At 58.4% G+C, this 17,025-nt stretch carries 15 protein-coding genes; 6 read left to right on the forward strand and 9 right to left on the reverse strand.

Annotation, left to right across the window (positions count from 1 at the left end):
* Positions 1 to 104 precede the first annotated feature (104 nt).
* The 9 genes from yacG to OKC28_RS22160 form a co-directional block, all read right to left on the reverse strand.
* A complete protein-coding gene (gene yacG, locus OKC28_RS22120) occupies positions 105 to 299 on the reverse strand; it encodes a DNA gyrase inhibitor YacG (protein WP_005314167.1) in 195 nt (64 codons plus the stop codon).
* A 9-nt stretch (positions 300 to 308) separates the two neighbouring features.
* Entirely contained in the window at positions 309 to 1,031 is a 723-nt protein-coding gene (gene zapD, locus OKC28_RS22125) for a cell division protein ZapD (RefSeq protein WP_256685978.1), read from the reverse strand.
* Positions 1,032 to 1,068: 37 nt separating this feature from the next.
* A complete protein-coding gene (gene coaE, locus OKC28_RS22130; RefSeq protein WP_256685976.1) occupies positions 1,069 to 1,683 on the reverse strand; it encodes a dephospho-CoA kinase in 615 nt (204 codons plus the stop codon).
* A 19-nt stretch (positions 1,684 to 1,702) separates the two neighbouring features.
* Entirely contained in the window at positions 1,703 to 2,578 is an 876-nt protein-coding gene (locus OKC28_RS22135; protein ID WP_256685974.1) for a prepilin peptidase, read from the reverse strand.
* A 63-nt stretch (positions 2,579 to 2,641) separates the two neighbouring features.
* Positions 2,642 to 3,883, reverse strand: a complete 1,242-nt coding sequence (locus OKC28_RS22140; protein WP_059113460.1) for a type II secretion system F family protein — start codon at positions 3,881 to 3,883, stop codon at positions 2,642 to 2,644.
* A 128-nt stretch (positions 3,884 to 4,011) separates the two neighbouring features.
* A complete protein-coding gene (gene tapB / locus OKC28_RS22145) occupies positions 4,012 to 5,718 on the reverse strand; it encodes a PilB family type IVa pilus assembly ATPase TapB (RefSeq protein ID WP_270691113.1) in 1,707 nt (568 codons plus the stop codon).
* 3 nt (positions 5,719 to 5,721) lie between these two features.
* Positions 5,722 to 6,123, reverse strand: a complete 402-nt coding sequence (locus OKC28_RS22150) for a pilin (RefSeq protein WP_256685972.1) — start codon at positions 6,121 to 6,123, stop codon at positions 5,722 to 5,724.
* Between the two features lie 335 nt (positions 6,124 to 6,458).
* A complete protein-coding gene (gene nadC / locus OKC28_RS22155) occupies positions 6,459 to 7,316 on the reverse strand; it encodes a carboxylating nicotinate-nucleotide diphosphorylase (protein WP_256685970.1) in 858 nt (285 codons plus the stop codon).
* A 4-nt stretch (positions 7,317 to 7,320) separates the two neighbouring features.
* Complete coding sequence (locus OKC28_RS22160) at positions 7,321 to 7,791, reverse strand: retropepsin-like aspartic protease family protein (protein WP_256685968.1); 471 nt, start codon at positions 7,789 to 7,791, stop codon at positions 7,321 to 7,323.
* 149 nt (positions 7,792 to 7,940) lie between these two features.
* Between OKC28_RS22160 and ampD the strand changes: the two genes are divergently transcribed.
* The 6 genes from ampD (at position 7,941) to OKC28_RS22190 (ending at position 16,946) form a co-directional block, all read left to right on the forward strand.
* The gene (gene ampD, locus OKC28_RS22165) at positions 7,941 to 8,513 is read left to right on the forward strand and encodes a 1,6-anhydro-N-acetylmuramyl-L-alanine amidase AmpD (RefSeq protein WP_169047635.1); all 573 of its coding nucleotides are present in this window, start codon (positions 7,941 to 7,943) and stop codon (positions 8,511 to 8,513) included.
* Positions 8,514 to 8,789: 276 nt separating this feature from the next.
* Positions 8,790 to 9,554, forward strand: a complete 765-nt coding sequence (gene pdhR / locus OKC28_RS22170) for a pyruvate dehydrogenase complex transcriptional repressor PdhR (protein WP_270691114.1) — start codon at positions 8,790 to 8,792, stop codon at positions 9,552 to 9,554.
* A gap of 79 nt (positions 9,555 to 9,633) precedes the next feature.
* A complete protein-coding gene (gene aceE / locus OKC28_RS22175; RefSeq protein ID WP_256685966.1) occupies positions 9,634 to 12,294 on the forward strand; it encodes a pyruvate dehydrogenase (acetyl-transferring), homodimeric type in 2,661 nt (886 codons plus the stop codon).
* 85 nt (positions 12,295 to 12,379) lie between these two features.
* Entirely contained in the window at positions 12,380 to 14,272 is a 1,893-nt protein-coding gene (gene aceF / locus OKC28_RS22180; RefSeq protein WP_256685964.1) for a pyruvate dehydrogenase complex dihydrolipoyllysine-residue acetyltransferase, read from the forward strand.
* A gap of 160 nt (positions 14,273 to 14,432) precedes the next feature.
* Positions 14,433 to 15,860: a dihydrolipoyl dehydrogenase gene (lpdA, locus tag OKC28_RS22185; protein WP_256688428.1), complete on the forward strand. Its 1,428-nt coding sequence runs from the start codon at positions 14,433 to 14,435 to the stop codon at positions 15,858 to 15,860.
* A 129-nt stretch (positions 15,861 to 15,989) separates the two neighbouring features.
* The gene (locus tag OKC28_RS22190) at positions 15,990 to 16,946 is read left to right on the forward strand and encodes a GGDEF domain-containing protein (protein WP_256685962.1); all 957 of its coding nucleotides are present in this window, start codon (positions 15,990 to 15,992) and stop codon (positions 16,944 to 16,946) included.
* Positions 16,947 to 17,025: the final 79 nt, after the last annotated feature.

Genomic DNA, 17,025 nt, shown 5'->3' on the forward strand with positions numbered 1-17,025 from the left:
AGCCAAGGCCACAGAAATACAGTGTAAAAAAAGCCAATAAAAACAATGCCAGTCAGGCTTAACTGACTGGCATTAGCCTTGTCGGCCCTTTTTTTGTGTGCGGCTCACTGCCACTGCTCACCTTCATCCGGGTAAGGCAGCAGGTCCGGGTTGATGGGGCCCGGGATTCGCTTTTCTTCATCCGCCCATTCGCCAAGATCGATCAGCTGGCAGCGCTTGCTGCAGAAGGGGCGGAACGGGCTCTGCGGCCCCCATTCCAATTCGGTTTTACACGTCGGGCACTTTACTTTGGTGACCATGGTTACTCCTTAGCAGCAGGCGAGCTGGAAGGGAACGTCGCCAATCTGTTGCTCTGTAGTGGGCAGGAAGCGCAGCGCGAAACGGTTCTTGTGGCCGCTCAGCGTCGGATAGCACTGCTGGGCATCAGGCAGGCGGATGCGGATCAGTTCCGCATTCTCGGCAGTATCCTGGAAGAAACCATTGGTAGCGAGCTCGTTGCTGAAGTTGCCGGATTCACGCCATAGCCGCAGCAATAGGGTAATGGCATTCATCAGCAGATTGATGTCGCTGAGCCAAAGTTGCATCTGTTGGTTGCGAACCATCGTCGGCGTACCCAGCCAGTGGTGCAGTTGCGGTACATCGAAGGCGCACAGACCACCCGGAATGGAGAAGCGCTGACGGATGGAGCCGAGCAGTCTATCCTCTTTCAGCCGAGCGCCGGGGCGTGAGGCACTGAGCAGGTTGCGAGAGAGCTGGCTGCTCTCCTGCTGCATCTGTTTGATCTGTTCCAGATCGACATCCGGCAGACTGGCCCAGTGGCTCAGACGCTGGCCGAGACGCTCCAGATCCTTGATGAGATCGGCTCGCAGGTCTCCGCGCTCCAGCAATTCTTGCAGATCGAACAGCCCCTTGAAAAAGGCGATATGTGCCCAGGACTGGTCACTGTCCAGATTGTCGCGGATCTGGGAAAAGAGAGACTCCAGACGAAGATAGGTCCGGCTTTTTTCATTGAGGGGAAAATCGTAAATCATGCCTAATCCTGGCCAGCCATAAACCGGCCTAGTGTACTCACACTTGACTGGCTTGTTGAGAGGCAAATGCCATATATGTCTCGTGCAGCGTTAAAATCCGGCGCTTTATGGTCTCGGCTGCGTCATTTTGGTTGTCCAGCACGTCATCGGCTGCCGCGAGCCGCTCGGCACGGCTTGCCTGTGCAGCCAGAATGGCCTCTGCTTGCGCCCGGCTAACGCCATCCCGGCGACAGGTCCGCTCAATCTGGGTTGCCTCATCCACATCGATCACCAGCACCCGGTTGGCCAGCTGGGTAAGTCTGTTCTCGATCAGCAGCGGCACCACCAGCAGGCAATAGGGCGAGCGTGCGTTGGCGCACTGGCGCAGCATCTCCTGGCGGATCAGCGGATGGAGCAGGCCGTTGAGCCATGCCTTGGCGTCAGGATCGCTGAATACCCGCTCCCGCAGGCGGCGCCGATCGAGCTGGCCCTGCGGATCCAGCATCTCGGGGCCAAACTGGGCGGCGATGGCGGCCAGTGCCGGTGTGCCGGGCTCCACGACTTCGCGAGCGATGACGTCCGCATCCACTATGTCTATGCCAAGCTCGGCAAACTGGTTGGCAATCGTGGTTTTGCCGCTGCCAATACCGCCTGTGATTGCAACGATATACATGGGTCAGTGCACCCTTTTTTCAGAGGATAGTGGAGAGATACCAGCGGGTGATGCTATCGCCCCAGAGCAGTGCGATCCAGCCTGCGATGGCGAGATAGGGGCCAAAGGGGATGGGTTTACTCTGGTGATGGTTGCGCAGCAAAATGAGGCCAATGCCGAAGATGGCGCCGACCAGAGAAGAGAGCAGCAGTACTATGGGCAGCGCCTGCCAGCCAAGCCAGGCTCCCAGCGCCGCCAGCAGTTTGAAGTCCCCATAGCCCATGCCATCCTTGCCGGTAAGCAGCTTGAAGGCCCAGTAGAGGCTCCACAGCACCAGATAGCCTGCCATGGCGCCGATGACAGCATCGCCGAGGGGCACGTATCCGCCAAGCAGGTTGAACAGCAGCCCACCCCACAGCAGTGGCAAGGTGAGCTGGTCCGGCAGCAGCATCTTGTCCAGATCGATAAAGGTGAGTGCCACCAGCACCCAGGTCAGCAGGAGGGCAGCCAGTGTGCCCCAGCCTGGGGTGAGCGTCATGGCAACCACCACAGAGAGCAGGGCGGTCAGCAGCTCCACCAGCGGATAGCGAGCCGAAATGGCGGCCTGGCAGCCCCGGCAGCGACCTTTGAGCCAGAGCCAGCTCAGCAGGGGAATGTTTTCCAGTGCCGTTATGGGGTGATTGCAGTGAGGGCAGCAGGAGCGCGGCACCATCAGGTTGTAGCGCTCGTCAGCTTCTGGCTGCGGCGTGTCTGAACTGAAATAGCTGCGATATTCGGCCTGCCACTCCCGTTCCAGCATGATGGGCAGGCGGTGGATCACCACATTGAGAAAGCTGCCGATCATCAGGGAGAAGAGAAATACCAGCGAGAAGTAGAGCCATGGCAAGCCGTGTGCCAGCTCGAGAAGAAGTGTCATAACCAACCGTCTGTCATGAAATTGGGAAAAGGGCATGCCGTTGTGAGTGCACACCCTCGCGGATCAGCCTACCACGTCACCCAGCTTGAATATGGGCAGGTACATGGCGACGACCATGCCGCCGACCAGTACCCCCAGCACCACCATGATGAGGGGCTCCAGCAGGCTGGTGAGGCCATCGACCAAGTCATCGACCTCTTGCTCGAAGATGGTCGCGACCTTGGAGAGCATATCATCGATGGCGCCTGACTCCTCACCGATCATCACCATCTGGATCACCATGTCGGGGAAGAGATCCACGGTGCGCATGGCCACGTTGATCTGCATGCCGGCTACCACCTCGTTGCGAATGGCCATGACGGCGGTGCGATAGACATAGTTGCCTGAGGCGCCGGCGGCCGAGATCAGTGCATCCACCAGGGGTATGCCCGCCGAGAAGGTGGTGGAGAGGGTGCGGGCGAAGCGGGCCATGGCCGCCTTGTGCAGTATCATGCCCACCACGGGAATGGTGAGGATGAACTTGTCTGTGTTGTCTTTGACCTTCTGGGACGCGCGCCAGGCTCTTACATAAAGGAAAATGCCAAGCCCTATCCCGCCAAAGATCACATACCACCAATTCTGCATGAAGCGAGAGATGCCGATGACAAACTGGGTGAAGATGGGCAGCTCGGCGCCAAAGCTCTTGAAGATGTCCTCGAACTGCGGGATGACGAACAGCAGCAGTATGGAGGTGACGACGATGGCGACCAGGATGACCATGGCCGGATAGAACATCGCCTTCTTGATCTTGGACTTGAGCGCTTCCGACTTTTCTCTATAGGTGGCGATGCGATCGTAGATGGTTTCCAGCGCGCCGGATTGCTCGCCTGCTTCCACCAGATCGCAATAGAGCGCATCAAAGTGGCGAGGGTGGCGGCGCAGGGCATCTGACATCGGGGTGCCTGTCTCCACATCCGCAGCGATCTGGCCCATCAGCTCGCGCATGGCGGCTTTCTCATGGCTGCGGGCAATGATCTGCAGGCTCTGTACCAGAGGTACCCCGGCGGAGAGCATTGTAGTGATCTGACGGGAAACGATGGCGATATCCATCGGTTTGATCCTGGCGCCACCCTTGGAAAAAAGCCCCTGGCTCTTTTTGCTCACCCTGGTGACATTGACCCCCTGCTTGCGCAGTTCGGCCTTGACCGTATTGATGCTGTCGGCCTGCAGCTCGCCGGATACCTTCTGACCCTTGCGATTTACCCCGCTCCAGCGGAAGGCAAAGACTTTCTTGGGGGCATTCTGTTTTTGCGTTAGCGTTGCCATCACTGCATCCTGCAATTGGGCGCTGGCATCCGACTCTCTTGTTGCCTGGATGCCCTGGCCTGATGGGAATCGTCAAGGATGCCGGTTCGGCATCACCTGGATCAGTCAGTCTGATTGGAAATGGTCTGTCAGTTGGTGGTCACCCGGTTGATCTCTGCCAGGCTGGTCACCCCCAGGCGGGCCTTCTCTAGGCCCGAGACACGCAGGGTTCGCATCCCCTCTTTTTGAGCAATCGCTGCAATTTGCAGGGAGTTGGCCCCTTGCATGATCAATTTTGCAATGTTTTCAGACATTAGCATGATTTCGTAGATACCGACCCGACCCTTGTAGCCCCCCGAGCACTCTTTGCAGCCTACTGGCTTGAACAGGCGCAAGCCGGCGGCCAACTGCTGCTGGGTGAAGCCCAGCTCCAGCAGTTCAGCCTCGGGCACCACTTCCGGCGCCTTGCAGTGATCGCAGAGCTTGCGAGCGAGGCGCTGGGCCATGATGAGGGTTACCGAAGAGGCGATATTGAAGGCCGGAACCCCCATGTTCATCATCCGGGTCAGGGTTTCGGCAGCCGAGTTGGTGTGCAGGGTGGAGAGCACCAGGTGGCCGGTCTGGGCGGCTTTGATGGCAATCTCGGCGGTTTCCAGATCCCGGATTTCCCCCACCATCACCACGTCGGGATCCTGGCGAAGAAAGGAGCGCAGGGCGCTGGCGAAGGTCAACCCCGCCTTGGGATTGACTTGTACCTGGTTGACGCCGGGCAGGTTGATCTCCACCGGATCTTCGGCGGTAGAGATGTTGACCTCTGTGGTGTTGAGAATATTGAGGCCGGTATAGAGAGAGACAGTCTTGCCAGAGCCGGTCGGGCCTGTCACCAATATCATGCCCTGGGGCTTGGAGAGGGCACGCAGATACTGTGCCTTCTGCCGGTCGTCGAAGCCGAGCTGTTCGATATTGAGTCGCGCTGCGGAAGAGTCCAGCAGACGGATAACGATCTTCTCGCCCCACATGGTGGGCAGTGTGTTGACCCGCATATCCATCGATTTGTTGCGCGACAGCTTTAACTTGATGCGACCATCCTGAGGCAGCCGTCGCTCTGCGATATCGAGTCGCGCCATCACCTTGAGGCGGGCCGAAAAGCGGTTGGCCAGATTGACCGGCGGCGTCGCTATCTCGTGCAGTATGCCATCGATCCGAAAGCGGATACGGTACTTGGTCTCATAGGGTTCGAAGTGCAGATCCGAGGCGCCGCGCTTGATGGCATCCATCATGATTTTATTGATGTATTTGACGATGGGGGCATCGTCATCTGCGGTATTGACGTTCTCATCGAGGCGGGAGTTTTCGTCCGAGACTTCCAGCTCGGAGATCTCCGACTCGTCGATCTCCTCCATGCCGAGGGCATCCTGCTCGCTTTCCAGCAGCTTGCCGATGGCGGCGGTGAGCTTGTTCTCCTCCACCAGCAGGGCTTCGGTATGGAGCCCGAAGCTGAAGCCAAAATCCTCCAGTGCCGACACGTTGGTCGGGTCCGACATGGCGATATAGAGGGTGTGGCCCTGGGTGTAGATGGGCAGCACATGGTGTTTTTCAATCAGCTTCTGATTGAGGTACTTCTGCGGGATCTCGGCCAGGTCGAAGGCGGCAAGATCCAGCAGAGGTACCCCATATTCCAGCTCGCAAAAATCCGCCAGCGCCTTGCTGTCGAGGATCTCGTTTTCAATCAGAAATGTCACGAAGGGTTTGCGCTGAGCCTTGGCTTGACTCAGGTAACGCTGTGAGTCGGACTCACTGAGCAGGGATGAGGCGGCCAGGCTTAACGCCAGGCCGCTATTGGGGCTAGAGGTCATGTTTTAGCAGAGATTGGCAGGTGTGCAAGCACCAGTCCAACTGATCTTTGTGCCTGCTACAGCTCCGGTCATTATGTAAGTTCCTGGAGCACCAGAAGCCGTACCTGTAGCTGTAATAGTCGGTACCGAGCCAGATACGCTAGCAACTACGCTTTGTACTAAGCCGCTAGGATATGCGCCACTTACCGTAGCGTTGGCGGTAGCTGCGCAAGTAGCCACATTCGTCACGGTTTGGAAACAAACTTCCATTGCAGTTTTGACTGCGCCTGTGGAGGAAACTACTTCAGTGAAACGAGCCTTCTGTGTATAGCTCTGATACGCCGGTAGCGCGATGGCGGCCAGGATGGCGACGATCGCGACCACGATCATCAGTTCGATAAGGGTAAAGCCTGATTGCTTCTTCATGTCAAATGTCCTTTTGTCCTTGGTTCCTGAGACGTGCTGGTGGAAAACTATCCACACGTCAGTATCTTATCCGAGCTGTTCGACTTGGCAACAGAGCGCATCGCCTTTGTTAACTAGTTTCCTGTCATTTGCGAAGAACTTGATATAAATCATGGATGAAGAGCCTCTACTGGCTCTTTTTGACTGGCGGGATGGGGTCCATCATCACACTCCTTTGCTGAGGGATCCTGCATAAAGAAAAGGCGCCCGTGGCGCCTTTTGCAAGTCCTTCATCTTCTTATATGTCAGCCGAGCCATGATGAGATCGCGAGTATTTCTCAGTTGGCTTTATCCAGCTAAATAAAGCGCATGGAGAGATCCAGTGCCCGCACATGCTTGGTCAGTGCCCCTACCGAGATAAAGTCGACGCCGGTGGCGGCATATTCTGCCAGCGTGTCAAGCGTCACATTGCCGGAGACCTCCAGCTTGGCACGGCCCTGATTGAGGGTCACGGCTTCGCGCATCATGGGCACATCGAAGTTGTCCAGCATCACTATATCGGCGCTGGCGGCCAGAGCCTTTGCCAGCTCGGCCAGGGATTCGACCTCTACCTCCACCGGTTTGCCCGGATTGAGGCGGCGGGCTTCTGTGATGGCTTCGCTTATGCCGCCACAGGCAAGGATATGATTCTCCTTGATGAGGTAGGCGTCGAACAGGCCGATTCTGTGATTCTTGCCACCGCCACAAGTGACTGCGTATTTCTGGGCGGTGCGCAGCCCCGGCAGGGTTTTGCGGGTATCGAGCAGACGGCAGTCGGTGCCCGCCAGTTCGGCCACGTAGCGGGCGGTGAGTGTGGCAACACCCGAAAGGGTCTGCACGAAGTTCAGTGCGTTGCGCTCGCCGGTCAGCAAGACGCGGGCCGGGCCGTGCAGGCGAAACAGCTCCTGATTGGGAGAGAGCTGTTCGCCATCTTGCACTTTCCACTCCACCTTGACCTCACCGCCGAGCTGGGCGAACACTTCATCCACCCAGGGTTGGCCACAGAAGACGCCCGCCTCCCGGGTGATGACCCGGGCACTGGCAATTCGATCCGCCGGGATCAGCTGGGCCGTGATATCGGCGCTGGCATCCGGTTGATCGAGCGTGGTGAGGGCCTGACCTAGGTCTTCGAGTAGCGCGGCGCGCACGGCGCGGCTGATATCCTGTTGAAACATGCCTTTATTCCTGCAAGGGTCTGAGAAGCAACTGCCTGTCTTTTTGGCGCAATTCCAGCCGGCCGAGGGCATTCATGCCCACCAGGATCTCGTCCCCGCCGGCCGCTGGATTGATAAAGATGGGCAAATCGTACAAGGTCAGCGGACCCATCGCCAGGGTTTCGATCTGACCGGTCTGAACCTGGATGGTGCCGGCTGCCGTGTTGACACGGCTATGGCCGCTGGGGGTCAGTCCGATGCGCTTGGCCACATGCAGCGGCACTGTGACCCGGGTTGCGCCCGTGTCCAGCAGCAGTTGCACCGGTTGGCCGTTGATGGCACCCTCCAGACGATAATGGCCGCTGGCATCGGCTTTGAGCAGCAGCTCGCCGCTGGCTGTCACGGTCGGTTGCGAGCTGTGGTGGAAATAGAGGGTCAGCAGCCCCATCAGAGAGAGCCAGGCCAGCAACCAGAAGCGGCGTGCCATAGGGTGCATATCCTTTCCTGCGTTGGGCAACAGAGGGCTCAGCCTATCACAGTTGCCTGACTGGATTCAGGCGATTGCGGCGACCGTGAGAGGCGGATCATCTTGCTGCCCAGTCGTCCCTTGTCAAGTGCGCCATTCCATTGCAGAACGAGTAGATGATGACCCAGCCTAAAGCAGTTTTTTCCATTGATTCAGACGGTTGGTGTGAGCAGGCGCGCAAGGTGCCGTCACCGCACCACAACGAGCGGGCCAGTGTGGACGATATCTCCCTGCTGGTGGTACACGGTATCAGCCTGCCGCCAGGGGAGTTCGGCGGTCCCTGGATTGACGATCTCTTTCTGGGCCGGCTCGATCCGACCGCGCATCCCTATTTCGCCAGCATTCATCAGCTGCGGGTCTCGGCCCACTGCCTGATCCGGCGGGACGGTGAGCTGGTGCAATACGTGCCGTTTGGCGCACGCGCCTGGCATGCCGGGATATCGAGCTGGGAGGGGAGAGAGGCCTGCAACGATTTTTCCATCGGCATCGAGCTGGAGGGGACCGACGAGCAGCCCTACAGCGATGCGCAATATGAGGTGCTGTCAGGGCTCAGTCGAACCATATCTCGCCATTATCCTGCCATTACTGCGCAACGGATTGTCGGTCATTGTGATATCGCCCCCGGGCGCAAGACGGATCCGGGTGACAGTTTCGAATGGCAGCGCTATCGGCAAATGCTCAACTTTAAGTAAATATTCTAAAGATAAGTTAGTGTTTTTAAAATCAATGGCTTGCCTTTGTGGCAGGCTGTTTTTTCCTGCTGTTGATCAAATGTTGCCTGTGAGCCAGCTCAAAAATATTGGTCAGACCAATGTCTATGAGCTAAATCATAAATCCCTCTTTTTACCCCTTAAGTGGCAAGGTTGAACCTTGATTCAGATCATCTTTTGGGTGGACTTTTTCCAAGCCCTCTGCTAATTTTCGCCCCATTCATGAAATTGGTAATACCAATTTAACAAAGCAGCCTCATGCCCTATCTCAAGATTACTCAACCCAAGCTGGCCGACGCCATTGTCGCCGAGTTGGAACAGATGATTCTGGAAGGCAGTTTGCAACCGGGCCAGAAGTTGCCGCCCGAGCGGGAACTCGCCATCCAGTTTCAGGTATCGCGCCCCTCCCTGCGCGAAGCCATCCAGCGCCTGGAAGCCAGAGGACTCTTGTATCGCCGTCAGGGCGGTGGCACTTACGTACAAAATGCCTTGAGCAAGGGGATCGCCGATCCCCTGTTCGAGCTGCTCAGCACCCACCCGGAAGCCCAGTATGACCTGCTGGAGTTTCGTCACGCGCTGGAAGGCATCTGTGCTTACTATGCTGCGTTGCGGGGAACCGATGCCGACTTCGAGCGGATACGCAATGCGCAGTCCGCCATCGAGGAAGCCGGCCAGCAAGGTTCGCTGGTCACCGAATCCGCCGCTGTTACCCAGTTTTATCTGGCGGTGGCCGAGGCGTCCCACAACGTGGTGCTGCTGCACCTGTTGCGGGCCATGGGCCCCATGCTTGAGCAGAACATTTTACGCAATAACGAAATTTTGAATCGCCGTCCGGGAGTGGTAGCCAAGATACGTCGCCATCGTGCGCATCTGATCGAGGCTATCCTGTCGGGGGCTCCGGAGCGGGCCAGGGCTGCTTGTCATGAGCACCTGGCCTTTATCGAGGACACCTTGTTGGATATGCAGAGGGAAGACAGCCGGATCCAGCGATCCATGCGTTGGATCCGTCAGCAGGAAAACTAATCCCACAAGGCTTTATTGTCGAATGCTTGCGCCCTTCGCCGTGCAATGCCGTGCAATCACAACAAAATAGGAACCAGCCATGTCTGATATCCTGAAGAACGATGTGGACCCGATAGAAACGCTGGAGTGGCTTGCCTCTCTGGAATCCCTGCTGCGTGAAGAGGGTCCGCAACGCGCTCAGTTCATTCTTGAACAACTGGCCGAGAAAGCCCGCGTGAGCGGTGTGGACGTGGCTGCCAAGGCGAATCGCGACTACATCAACACCATCCCGTCCAGTGACGAACCGGCTTACCCGGGCGATCTGGAGATGGAACGTCGCATCCGCGCCATCATCCGCTGGAATGCCATGATGATAGTGCTGCGCGCCTCCAAGAAAGACCTGGACCTCGGCGGTCACATGTCTTCCTTCGCTTCCTCTGCGACCATCTACGAAGTTTGCTACAACCACTTCTTCCGCGCTCGCAGCGAGAAGGACGGTGGTGATCTGGTTTACTTCCAGGGTCACATCTCCCCGGGCATCTACGCCCGTGCGTTCGCTGAAGGTCGTCTGACCGAAGATCAGCTGGACAACTTCCGTCAGGAAGTGGACGGCAAGGGTATCCCTTCCTATCCGCACCCGAAACTGATGCCGGACTTCTGGCAGTTCCCGACCGTATCCATGGGTCTGGGCCCCATTGCCGCCATCTATCAGGCTCGCTTCCTGAAGTACCTGACCGACCGTGGCATCAAGGATTGCTCCGAGCAGACCGTTTACGCCTTCCTGGGTGACGGCGAGATGGACGAGCCGGAAGCCAAGGGTGCCCTGACCGTTGCCGTGCGTGAAAAGCTCGACAACCTGGTCTTCGTGGTCAACTGCAACCTGCAGCGTCTGGACGGTCCGGTCGTAGGTAACGGCAAGGTCATCAACGAGCTGGAAGGCCTGTTTGCAGGTGCCGGCTGGGATGTCACCAAGGTTATCTGGGGTCGCAAGTGGGATGAGCTGCTGAAGAAAGACACGTCCGGCAAGCTGATCCAGCTGATGAACGAAACTGTGGACGGCGACTATCAGACCATGAAGTCCCGCGATGGCGGCTACGTGCGTGAGCACTTCTTCAACCGTTACCCGGAAACCGCCGCGCTGGTCAAAGACATGACCGACGAGGAGATCTTTGCCCTGAACCGCGGTGGTCACGATCCCCGTAAACTGTTTGCCGCTTTCTCCAAAGCTGCAGCGACCAAGGGCAAGCCGACTGTCATCCTGGCCAAGACCATAAAGGGTTACGGCATGGGCGAAGCGGCCGAAGGCAAGAACATTGCCCACCAGGTCAAGAAGATGGATCTGGGCTCTGTGCGTCACCTGCGCGATCGTTTCAGCCTGCCGGTCACCGACGAGCAGCTGGAAAACCTGCCGTACCTGAAGATCGAAGAGGGTACCGAAGAGCACAAGTACCTGCACGCCCGTCGTGCCGCGCTGAAGGGCTATGTACCGACCCGTCTGCGTGAGACCACCACTCAGCTGGACATCCCGGCGCTGGAGACCTTTGGTCCCCTGCTGGGCGAGCAGGCTCGCGAGATCTCCACCACAATGGCGTTCGTGCGTTCCCTGAATGTGCTGCTGAAAGACAAGTCCATCGGCAAGCGCATAGTCCCGATCCTGGCTGACGAAGCCCGTACCTTCGGTATGGAAGGCCTGTTCCGCCAGATCGGCATCTATAGCCCGCACGGTCAGCAGTACACCCCGCAAGACCGCGACATCGTCTCCTACTACAAGGAAGACAAGCAGGGTCAGGTTCTGCAAGACGGTATCAACGAGCTGGGCGCCATGTCCTCCTGGCTGGCTGCTGCGACCTCTTACAGCACCAACGATTGCCCGATGATCCCGTTCTACATCTACTACTCCATGTTCGGCTTCCAGCGCGTCGGCGACATGGCGTGGGCAGCCGGTGACCAGCAAGCCCGTGGCTTCCTGCTGGGCGCGACCTCGGGTCGTACCACCCTTAACGGTGAAGGTCTGCAGCACGAAGATGGTCACAGCCATATCCTGGCGAACACCATCCCGAACTGCATCTCCTATGACCCGTCCTACGCCTATGAAGTAGCGGTTATCGTCCAGGACGGCCTGCGTCGCATGTACGGTGAGAAGCCGGAGAACGTCTTCTACTACATCACTACCCTGAACGAAAACTATGCCATGCCGGCCATGCCGGAAGGTGCAGAAGAGGGTATTCGCAAGGGTATCTACAAGCTGGAAACCGTTGCCGGCACCAAGGGCAAGGTACAGCTGCTGGGTTGTGGTTCCATCCTGGGTCATGTGCGCACCGCCGCCCAGATCCTGGCCAGCGAATACGGCGTGGGTTCCGACGTGTTCAGCGTCACCTCCTTCAACGAACTGGCCCGTGACGGTCAGGACGTGGATCGCTGGAACATGCTGCACCCGACCGCCGAGGCTCGCGTACCCTACATCGCCACCGTACTGGGTTCCGAAGCCACCATAGCCGCGACCGACTACATGAAGTCCTTCGCTGATCAGGTGCGTGCCTTCGTACCGACCGAGCACTACCGCGTGTTGGGTACCGACGGTTACGGCCGTTCCGACAGCCGTGCCAACCTGCGTCGTCACTTCGAAGTGAACGAATTCTACGTGGTGGTTGCTGCCCTGACCGAACTGGCCAAGCGCGGCGAGATCGACAAGCAGGTTGTGGCCGATGCCATCACCAAGTACGGCATCGATGCCGACAAGGTCAACCCGCTGTACGCGTAAGAGGATCGAGTGCAGTGCCGGGACACATTGCCCGGCACTGCCTTGCAAAGGTTAACGCGACAGACGCGTAAGAGGATAAAGCACTATGTCCAAACAGATTATGGTTCCGGATATCGGCGCCGATGAAGTTGAAGTCACCGAGATCATGGTGGCCGTGGGTGACAAGGTCGAGCTCGACCAGTCCCTGATTGCTGTGGAAGGTGACAAAGCCTCCATGGAAGTACCGGCACCGGCTGCTGGTATCGTCAAAGAGATCCTGATCAAGGTGGGTGACAAGGTTGCCACCGGTTCCCAGATCATGATCTTCGAAGCGGAAGGCGCTGCTGCGCCGGCGCCTGCCCAGGCTGCCGCCCCGGTTGCTGCTGCCGCTCCCGCCGCCCCTGTGGCCGCCGCGCGCAAAGATGTGCACGTACCGGACATAGGTGACGACGAAGTGGACGTGACCGAAATCATGGTTGCCGTGGGCGACATGGTTGAAGCCGACCAGTCCATCATTGCCGTGGAAGGTGACAAGGCCTCCATGGAAGTGCCGGCGCCGTTCGCGGGCCGCGTGGTCGAGATCAAGGTTGCCGCTGGCGCCAAGGTGTCTACCGGTTCTCTGGTGATGGTATTTGAAGTGGCGGGCGCTGCTCCTGCCGCCGTTGCTGCGCCGGTTGAGACTGCTGCTCCCGTGGCTGCTGCCCCTGTGGCCGCCGCTGCCAAAGAGGTCAATGTACCTGACATCGGCGGTGACGAAGTCGAAGTGACCGAGATCATGGTCGCCGTGGGTGACAAGGTCGAAGCCGACCAGTCCCTGATCGCCGTGGAAGGTGACAAGGCCTCCATGGAAGTGCCTGCACCGTTCGCCGGCATCGTCAAAGAAATCAAGGTGAAGGCGGGTGACAAGGTCTCCACCGGTTCCCTGATCATGGTATTCGAAGTGGCTGGTGCTGCTCCGGCCGCTGCCGCTCCGGTTGCTCAGGCCGCCGCCCCGGTCGCTGCTGCCCCTGTTGCCGCTGCTCCGGCTCCGGTTGCCCAAGCTGCTACCGCTTCCGACTTCGTTGCCAACGACGCCTACGTACATGCCGCCCCGGCCGTACGTCGCCTGGCCCGTGAGTTCGGTATCAACCTGGCCAAGGTGAAAGCCTCCGGTCGCAAGGGTCGCATCGTCAAAGAAGACGTGCAGGCCTATGTGAAGGATGCGGTCAAGCGTGCCGAGTCTGCCTCGGCAGCCGGTACCGGCACTGGCAACGGCATGAGTGTCCTGCCATGGCCCAAGGTTGACTTCAGCAAGTTCGGCCCGGTCGAAGAGCTGGAACTGACCCGGATCCAGAAGATCTCCGGTCCTGCCCTGCATCGCAACTGGGCCATGATCCCGCACGTCACCCAGTTCGACGAAGCCGATACCACGGATCTGGAAGCGTTCCGCAAAGAGCAGAACCTGCTGGCCGAGAAGCAGAAGCTGGACGTGAAGATCACCCCGCTGGTGTTCATCCTGAAAGCCGCCGCCAAGGCCCTGGAAGCACACCCGCGCTTCTGCAGCGCCCTGTCCGAAGACGGCAGCAAGCTGATCATGAAGAAGTACATCCACATCGGTGTGGCAGTAGACACTCCGGGGGGCCTGGTGGTTCCTGTGGTGCGTGACGTCAACAAGAAGGGCATCTACGAGCTGTCTCGCGATCTGGCCGAGATCTCCAAGAAGGCTCGTGCCGGCAAGCTGACCGCTGCCGACATGCAGGGCGGTTGCTTCACCATCTCCAGCCTGGGTGGCATCGGCGGCACCAGCTTTACCCCGATCGTCAACGCGCCGGAAGTGGCCATCCTCGGTGTTTCCAAGTCCGAGATGAAGCCTAAGTGGAATGGCAAGGAGTTCGTGCCTCGCCTGATGCTGCCGCTGGCCCTGAGCTATGACCACAGGGTCATAGACGGTGCTGACGGAGCCCGCTTCGTCACCACCTTGAGTGGTGTGTTGTCCGACATTCGTCGATTGGTCCTGTAAGTGAGAGGGCGGGCCCAGAGCCTGCCCTTTTTACTTCTCATTTCATTAACAGGATTGTAAACTTGCCCCGTTTTTTCACGGTTGCAGCCGCCTTGTTTGGCATTGAGTTGGCATAAGACTGCGCCGTCCGGGGATATATAAGAACGACAAAGAGGTCATGATGAGTAAAGAAATCAAAACTCAGGTCGTAGTACTGGGTGCTGGCCCTGCCGGTTATTCCGCTGCTTTCCGTGCCGCAGATCTGGGTCTGGATACCATTATCGTCGAGCGTTACTCCACCCTGGGTGGCGTCTGCCTGAACGTGGGTTGTATCCCGTCCAAGGCACTGCTGCACGTCGCCAAAGTCATTGAAGAAGCCAAGGCGCTGTCCGAACACGGCATTATCTTCGGTGCCCCGCAGACCGACATCGACAAGGTTCGCCTGTGGAAAGAGAAGGTCATCAACCAGCTGACCGGCGGTCTGGCTGGCATGGCCAAGATGCGCAAAGTTCAGGTGGTCAACGGTTTCGGCAAGTTTACCGGCCCGAATACCCTCGAAGTGGAAGGTGCCGACGGCAAGACGACCGTGACCTTCGACAACGCCATCATAGCGGCCGGCTCCCGTCCGGTGAAACTGCCCTTCATCCCCCATGATGACCCGCGCGTATGGGATTCAACCGATGCGCTGGAACTGACTTCCGTACCAGGCAAGCTGCTGGTGATCGGTGGTGGCATCATAGGTCTGGAGATGGGTACCGTTTACTCTTCCCTGGGTTCCGAGATCGACGTGGTGGAATTTGCCGACCAGCTGGTACCGGCTGCCGACAAAGACATCGTCAAGATCTACACCAAGCGCGTTGCCAAGAAATTCAACATCATGCTGGAGACCAAGGTCACCGCAGTTGAAGCCCGTGCAGACGGCCTGTACGTCTCTTACGAAGGCAAGCACGCTCCCGCCGAGCCGGTTCGCTACGACAACGTGCTGGTTGCCGTAGGCCGTGTGCCGAATGGCAAGCTGATGGATGCCGAGAAGGCCGGCGTTGTCGTGACCGAGCGCGGTTTCATCGAAGTGGACAAGCAGCTGCGTACCAACGTCGCTCACATCCACGCCATCGGTGACATCGTCGGTCAGCCTATGCTGGCTCACAAGGGTGTTCATGAAGGCCACGTCGCGGCCGAAGTGATCGCCGGCAAGAAGCACTACTTCGACCCGAAAGTGATCCCGTCCATCGCCTATACCGAGCCAGAGATGGCCTGGGTTGGCCTGACCGAGAAGGAAGCCAAGCAACAGGGGCTGAACTTCGAAGTCGCCACCTTCCCGTGGGCGGCGTCCGGCCGTGCCATTGCGTCTGATTGCTCCGACGGCATGACCAAGCTGATCTTCGACAAGGAGAGCGGCCGCGTCATCGGTGGTGCCATCGTGGGTACCAACGGTGGTGAACTGCTGGGTGAAATCGGTCTGGCCATCGAAATGGGTGCTGACGCCGAAGACATCGCCCTGACTATCCACGCTCACCCGACTCTGCACGAGTCCGTGGGTCTGGCTGCCGAAGTGTTCGAAGGCTCCATCACCGATCTGCCGAACGCCAAGGCCAAAAAGAAGAAGTAATTTTCTTCTTGCAGCCAACATGAAAAAAGCCGCTCTCAGGAGCGGCTTTTTTGTTTTTGATGAATAAAGAGATTTGTTCGGGGCCGATTGCTATGCTGAAGGCTGTTACTTCACGCTATGGGTCCTGCGATGCAAACACCGGCCACTCCTGACAACGAACGCCTGCGCCTCGATGCGCTGCGCCGTATGGCCATTCTGGATACCTCTGCCGAAGAAAGATTCGACCGGATCACCCGCATGGCCCGCAACATGTTCGATGTGCCCATCTCGCTGGTGTCACTGGTGGATGAGGATCGGCAGTGGTTCAAATCCTGCTGTGGTTTGCCTGTGCCGGAGACGCCGCGGGACATCTCCTTCTGTGGTCATGCCATTCTTGGCGATGACCTCTTCGTGGTGGAGGATGCGACCCGGGATCTGCGTTTCGCCGACAATCCGCTGGTATCCGGGGATCCCCACATACGTTTCTATGCGGGCAGCCCGTTGCAGATTGGGGAGGGGTACAAGTTGGGGACCCTGTGCATCATAGATCGCAAGCCGCGCCTGCTGGATGAGCGTCAGCGGGACTTGCTGACGGACCTGGCCGGCATGGTGGAACGCGAACTGGCGGCGATCCAGCTGGCTACCATGGATGAGCTGACCGGTATCACCAACCGGCGCGGTTTCATGCTGCTGGCACACAAATGCCTGCAACTCGCCCATCGTCAGGGGAGAGCGGCGACCCTGCTGTTTCTCGACCTCAACCGGTTCAAGGAGATCAACGATCGGCTGGGGCACGACGTCGGTGACGATGCCCTGCAACAGATGGCGTGTCTGATGTGTGGCGTTTTTCGGGATGCGGACATCTTTGCTCGACTGGGTGGGGATGAGTTTGCGGTATTGCTGCCTGGCACGGGACCGGCAGAGGTGCCACGGGTGCTGGCACGGCTCGATGAGGCCCTGGCCGGGTTCAACCGGGAGAGCGGCAAACCCTATCGGCTGAGCTGCTCGGTCGGGGTGGGGCACTATGATGCACTCTCGTCACCGGCGCTGGATCTGCTGCTGCAACAGGCGGACAAGCAGATGTACGATTGTAAAAAAGGGCGCTAGCAGCGTAATGCCAGTCAGTTAAGCCTGACTGGCATTGTTTTTATTGGCTTTTTTTACACTGTATTTCTGTGGCCTTGGC

The sequence above is a fragment of the Aeromonas sp. D3 genome (genome assembly GCF_027705025.1).
Taxonomy (GTDB): Bacteria; Pseudomonadota; Gammaproteobacteria; order Enterobacterales; family Aeromonadaceae; genus Aeromonas; species Aeromonas salmonicida.